Source organism: Calditrichota bacterium (genome assembly GCA_016867835.1).
Lineage (GTDB): Bacteria > Electryoneota > AABM5-125-24 > Hatepunaeales > Hatepunaeaceae > VGIQ01.
On the sequence record VGIQ01000156.1, the window covers coordinates 1 to 4,811 of the forward strand.

Sequence of the window (4,811 nt, forward strand, 5' to 3'; positions counted from 1 at the left end):
CCAATCCTTCATATCTTGGGCTTCCCAGACGGTGAACTCAAAGCCGAAACGGCGCTTAAGTTCGTTTTCCCATTGGCTGTTGAGTGAGCCTTTACGGGCGATGACCAGCACTTTGCGCAGCCTCCCCTGGCGGGCGGTCAGTTCGCGAAGGATGATGCCGGCTTCAATGGTCTTCCCCAGACCGACTTCGTCGGCAATGAGGATACGGGAGTCGGCTGAGTCGAGGAACTTGAGGAGCGGAAGCCATTGGTAGGGGAGGAAGTCAATGCGACTGGCGAATCGGGTGAGAACGGTGTCGGTCAGAGCCTTGCTGAGGCGAATCCAAGTGACCAGGCGAAGCAGGCTCTTGTGGTCGGCGAAGGATCCAGCCTCCCAGAGGGCTTCCGGAGTGGAGTCCTTAACCGCCACAAGGTCATTCTCGAGTGCTGCTACTCTTGTGCCGTCGTTCCACTGGATGCGATAGGACCAAGTGTCCCCCATTGGTTGGGGAGCACCTTGAATGGTGCCGAATCGTGCCGTGTAGTTACGCATCCGGACTACTTGGCCGGGTAAGAAATGTGGGGGCATAGAGAAACTCTGAGATTGACTAATTGTCAATATAAGCGACGCTTTGTTGCAAGTCAAGACATCCTCCATCGCGGCTACCGGGGAATTTTCCTGTAACAGAGCATGGACCAAGTGTTCGATTTGGACGATGTGGAGAGGATTGCGGAGCGAAGACTTGATTTTGGGGAGAAAATGTCGTATATTGTCAACACCAGAAGTATTATTCAAAGAGGAGAGGCGAAATGGACAAGGTGGACAAAGCGGGCGTATCAGATGGGGCGGTAAGGGTTGAGGCAGGCGCAGAGAAGATTTCGGTAATGCCGTTCTATGCGCTGAGGAAGGGCAAGCCGTTTGTCGAGTATATTGACGGGAACGAGGCGGGATGCTTTGTCGTCAATGACGGCGGGGAACTGAAATACGGGCATAGGGTCAGCATCGGCGGGGAAGAGATGGTGCTTCGTTCGGAATACCGAAAACTCGCTGAGGCGGGGATCGTATCAACATCCGATGGCGTTGAGGGCCGGTTGAGTATGGACGACATCTATGAAACGGCGCGGGACTGGCTGCGGACGGTGGTCGCGTTTGGGTCTGAGAATGAGCTGACGGCGGCAGTTAGTTTTGCGGTGATGACGTGGTTCGCGTGGCGGTTCGACGCGGTGCCCTACCTAAGGTTCATCGGCGATTACGGAACAGGGAAGACGACGGCGCTGCGGGCGCTGTCGGCAATATGCTACAGGGCGCTCAATGTGTCGGGGGTGGTCTCGCCGGCGGCGCTGTTCCGTATTGTGAACGGTGTACAAGGGACGTTGATAATCGACGAGGCGGACTACAAGGGGAACGGGCTGGAGAGCCAAATCGTTAAAATCCTGAACCACGGCTACACGCGGGGGGTGTCAATCATCCGGCTGGGACGCCAGTCCGAGCCGCTGGCGTTTCAGGCGTTCGGACCGAAGGTGATCGCGACGCGGCGGGAGTTCAAGGACGAGGCCCTGGAGAGCCGGTGTCTGGATATCCGGATGAAGCGGCAGGCTACGGAAGGATCGATGAAGTTGACCGATGAGGCGGCGCTCAAGCGGGCGCGGGCGATTCGGAACGGGCTGCTGTATTGGCGGCTGCGGGGCGGTGAAAAGGAAGGCAATTGGAGTCTATATCGCCGCGTAGAGGCGGTGAAGCCGAGTGGATATGAAACGCGAGTGCGGCAACTGGCAGATCCGCTCTTTTTCTGCACGCCGGCGGAGCGGCGGCGGGAGATCGAGCAGTTCTTCGAGGTCGTGAACATAGGTTATCTGGAGGCTCGGGACAATGGGCCGGAGGCGCAGGTGAGGAGGATCTTGCAGAAGGAACTGAAGCAAATGAACCACAAATTGACGCTGGCACAACTTTATGGGCAGTTGACCTATGCGTGTCGGGTGAAGAACTCAAGCCGGAAGATCGCGCGGATCGCCGAGACGCTGGGGTGCGAGAAGCGGCATGGGAGGGATGGGGTGGTGTTCTATTTTCTTCGGAATTAGGAATTAAGAATTAAGAATTTAGAATGATGAAGATTATAGCGGGAGGAACTAGAGTTCACGTCTTCAGCGTGGAGAGGGACATTCACAGCGGATTAAGCGGATGAAGCAGATATGGGAGCGATCTTATCAGTGAAAGTTAAGCCGGGGGGAGCAAACTTGCGCCATTCGCCGCAAGGCTCGATTTTGACCCTGAATGTTGGGTTGTCCAAAGAGCCGTGAATCCAGATGAAGAGTTTAGCATTCCAAGGCACTTTGGAGGGATCGGGGAAGTCGGCAGGATTGTACTCGTAAATCTCGTAAGTGGTTTCGCAGTAATCCTCACCGCTGCGCAGACTGGCGCGGACAAGGATTTACTACTATCAGCCCGGGTGGACGGCATAACTAAGGTATGAGGAGGGGATTATGCAGCTGGTTTTTCGCCAGCATAACAATTTAAGGAATATCTAGCCTGAGTGTAATCAGATTATTGAAACATCTCCTTTGGGTTTGGTCCAAATCGATTGTGGCCGGGCTTGCTGTCTTGCACTAAATAGGCCAATATTATTAACCCCAATAATGGTATAAAGCATATTAGCATCCACCAGCCAGTTCGATCAGTATCATGGAGTCGACGAACACCTGCTGCGATTCCTGGAATTAAGGTGGCCACGACGTAGAATTCACTGAGTAATCCAATACCGAATTCCTCGCTGTATAATCCGACTACGACATCGATTACGTATGCTACGATGTAGAAGAGGGAATTGAATAGTGCGAAGTACCAATACTCCTTCCTCCTCGCTCGTCCTTCAAACGTGGCATACTTTTTTAGTGCTTCGAAATACCAGTTCATTCTTGTTCCTTTTTGCTTATCTTGTTGATTTAATTGTTTTAAATTGACTACCGCTGATTGATTAGCGAATCGATATTCAACATCTTCGCTGTTTAATGCATCTGTAGAGTCAAATCGAGAGAAAGTAACATTATCAATGTCTGTCGATTTCATCGCTGACGAGTTATTTGGTAATTGCAGCGTGCGAAACAAAGGTCTTGTTGATAAAGTGGGTATAAGCCCAAATAACCACAACATTAATGCAACTACAGGGAATGCAGCCCACCACATTTTGCTATACAAAGGTTTATCCCATTTACTGTCCAAAATGAAATTAATCCCGACATTTTGAAACAATGGTAAATAGGAGTTGAATTCTTCGTGAGATAGTTCCCTGAATCGGTCAAGCCCGCCAACCGAACATTGGATGGCCAACATATTATCATCGTAAAATAGAACATATTGAAGGCAATACATTCCAAGATGCATTCCAGCTCTTTCTTGATAGTAATAATACTTCATCCATCCTGCAGGTTCTCCATCTAGTTTTGTCTTTCCACCGTCAATATATTCAGCTCCTGGTGGTGTCATTTCCTTTAACCCATCGGAGAAGAAATCTTCTTTGTCTGAATCTTCAAATACTAGAGAGAATCCCTTTGGGAGATCCTGAACGGTTATCATAATCACAGGTTGAATGCCGTTATTATCAACATTGCCAAGAAACTTCTGCACAATATGGGGTCTGTCTGCCTCCCGCTTTTGCCATGAAGAAGGATATTTAATACTGAAATCTACCTTCCTTGCCTTTTGATGCCCTTTTGATTTAAATTCGTCGAACTTGCCTGAAAGTAATATTCTGATCTCAGGAGTCATTGGCAGTCCTTCCGGTACTATTTTGCCATCAGCGTAAGACAAAACCTCTTTATTCGACGATAATACAGCTGTTTTCCAGTCTTTTATCGCTCGACGTGTCCATTCGATATCGGAATCATCATTGAATTTCCTACAAGCATTTAAATAAAGGACTTTTGATCTTATCAGTAAAACGCACATTGTGCTGGCAATTAAAAAGTCAATTTGCTCACCTTCTATTTCCATTTTAAACTTTGATAGTAATGAAATAGTTATGTTCGAAGTTGATTCATCATCGACTGAAAGCGGCGCAATCCCACTAACATTAAAATTGATCTTTGTTCCAAGATGCTTTGAGAGCGCTTGACCTGATTTGCGAGCTTGTTCCCTTACTGACTTATCCTCTTTATTAAAAATGACTCCATATTCCTTACTGAGCGTCTGACGAATCTCAGAAAATTGCGACTTTGACAAATTTGTGGTATCCAGCGGTCTATATGATTGGACAGAAAAGTACTCAATGAGAGCTGGTTGATTACCCAGCATCAGTTGACCTGCGTCGCTTTCCGAAACGAAAGCGGCCTCGAGCCGATTAGTTTTGGGAACAACTGCATTGAATATGTCAAACTGTTCTTTTGAAACTGGTTTTAGGTCCACGAAACCGGCAGGTGCAGGGATTCGGACAGCCGCGTCACCAATCTTAACTTCAATTGCGAATGCGAGTCGTCCGAATATGAAGGAGCATAGAATGGTGATTGCGATGATTGGCGTAGTTTTCGACATTAGGATTTTTTTAATTTACTATTAATGGGTGCAGATAATTGTGGTATTCTCCAGTAGGGCAGGCATTCCTGCCTGCCCTTTGGACGGACAAGAATGTCCGTCCTACTGATGCTACTATTTGATGCCCCGATTAATAAGATGAAGCAGGTCACAACTACGCTTCCGCCTTCCTCATCGCTTAGCCGGCGGAGACCCATCCGCCGGTTTGGAAACCGGCGCTACGCGAGCCGCCTTCGACGCGGCCGATGACTTCGGTGGCCAATCTCTCCTCTTGATTGGTTGGGGTGAGTGCTTTACATCTCATTCGA

3 protein-coding genes are annotated in these 4,811 nt (G+C 49.0%); 1 reads left to right on the forward strand and 2 read right to left on the reverse strand.

Annotated elements, in window-relative coordinates; translation table 11 throughout:
• On the reverse strand, positions 1-636 hold a 636-nt coding region (locus FJY67_11355; GenBank protein MBM3330044.1), incomplete at its 3' end, for a DEAD/DEAH box helicase.
• A 152-nt stretch (positions 637-788) separates the two neighbouring features.
• On the opposite strand from FJY67_11355, the gene FJY67_11360 reads away from it, so the two are divergent.
• Entirely contained in the window at positions 789-2,057 is a 1,269-nt protein-coding gene (locus FJY67_11360) for an ATP-binding protein (protein MBM3330045.1), read from the forward strand.
• A gap of 463 nt (positions 2,058-2,520) precedes the next feature.
• Here FJY67_11360 and FJY67_11365 read toward each other — a convergent pair whose 3' ends face one another.
• On the reverse strand, positions 2,521-2,889 hold the full coding sequence (locus FJY67_11365) for a DUF805 domain-containing protein (protein ID MBM3330046.1): 369 nt from the start codon (positions 2,887-2,889) through the stop codon (positions 2,521-2,523).
• Positions 2,890-4,811: the final 1,922 nt, after the last annotated feature.

Coding starts and splice junctions, on each gene's coding strand:
- FJY67_11360 (MBM3330045.1), top strand. CDS start 789: ATGGACAAGGTGGACAAAGCGGGCGTATCAGATGGGGCGGTAAGGGTT.
- FJY67_11365 (MBM3330046.1), bottom strand. CDS start 2,889: ATGAACTGGTATTTCGAAGCACTAAAAAAGTATGCCACGTTTGAAGGA.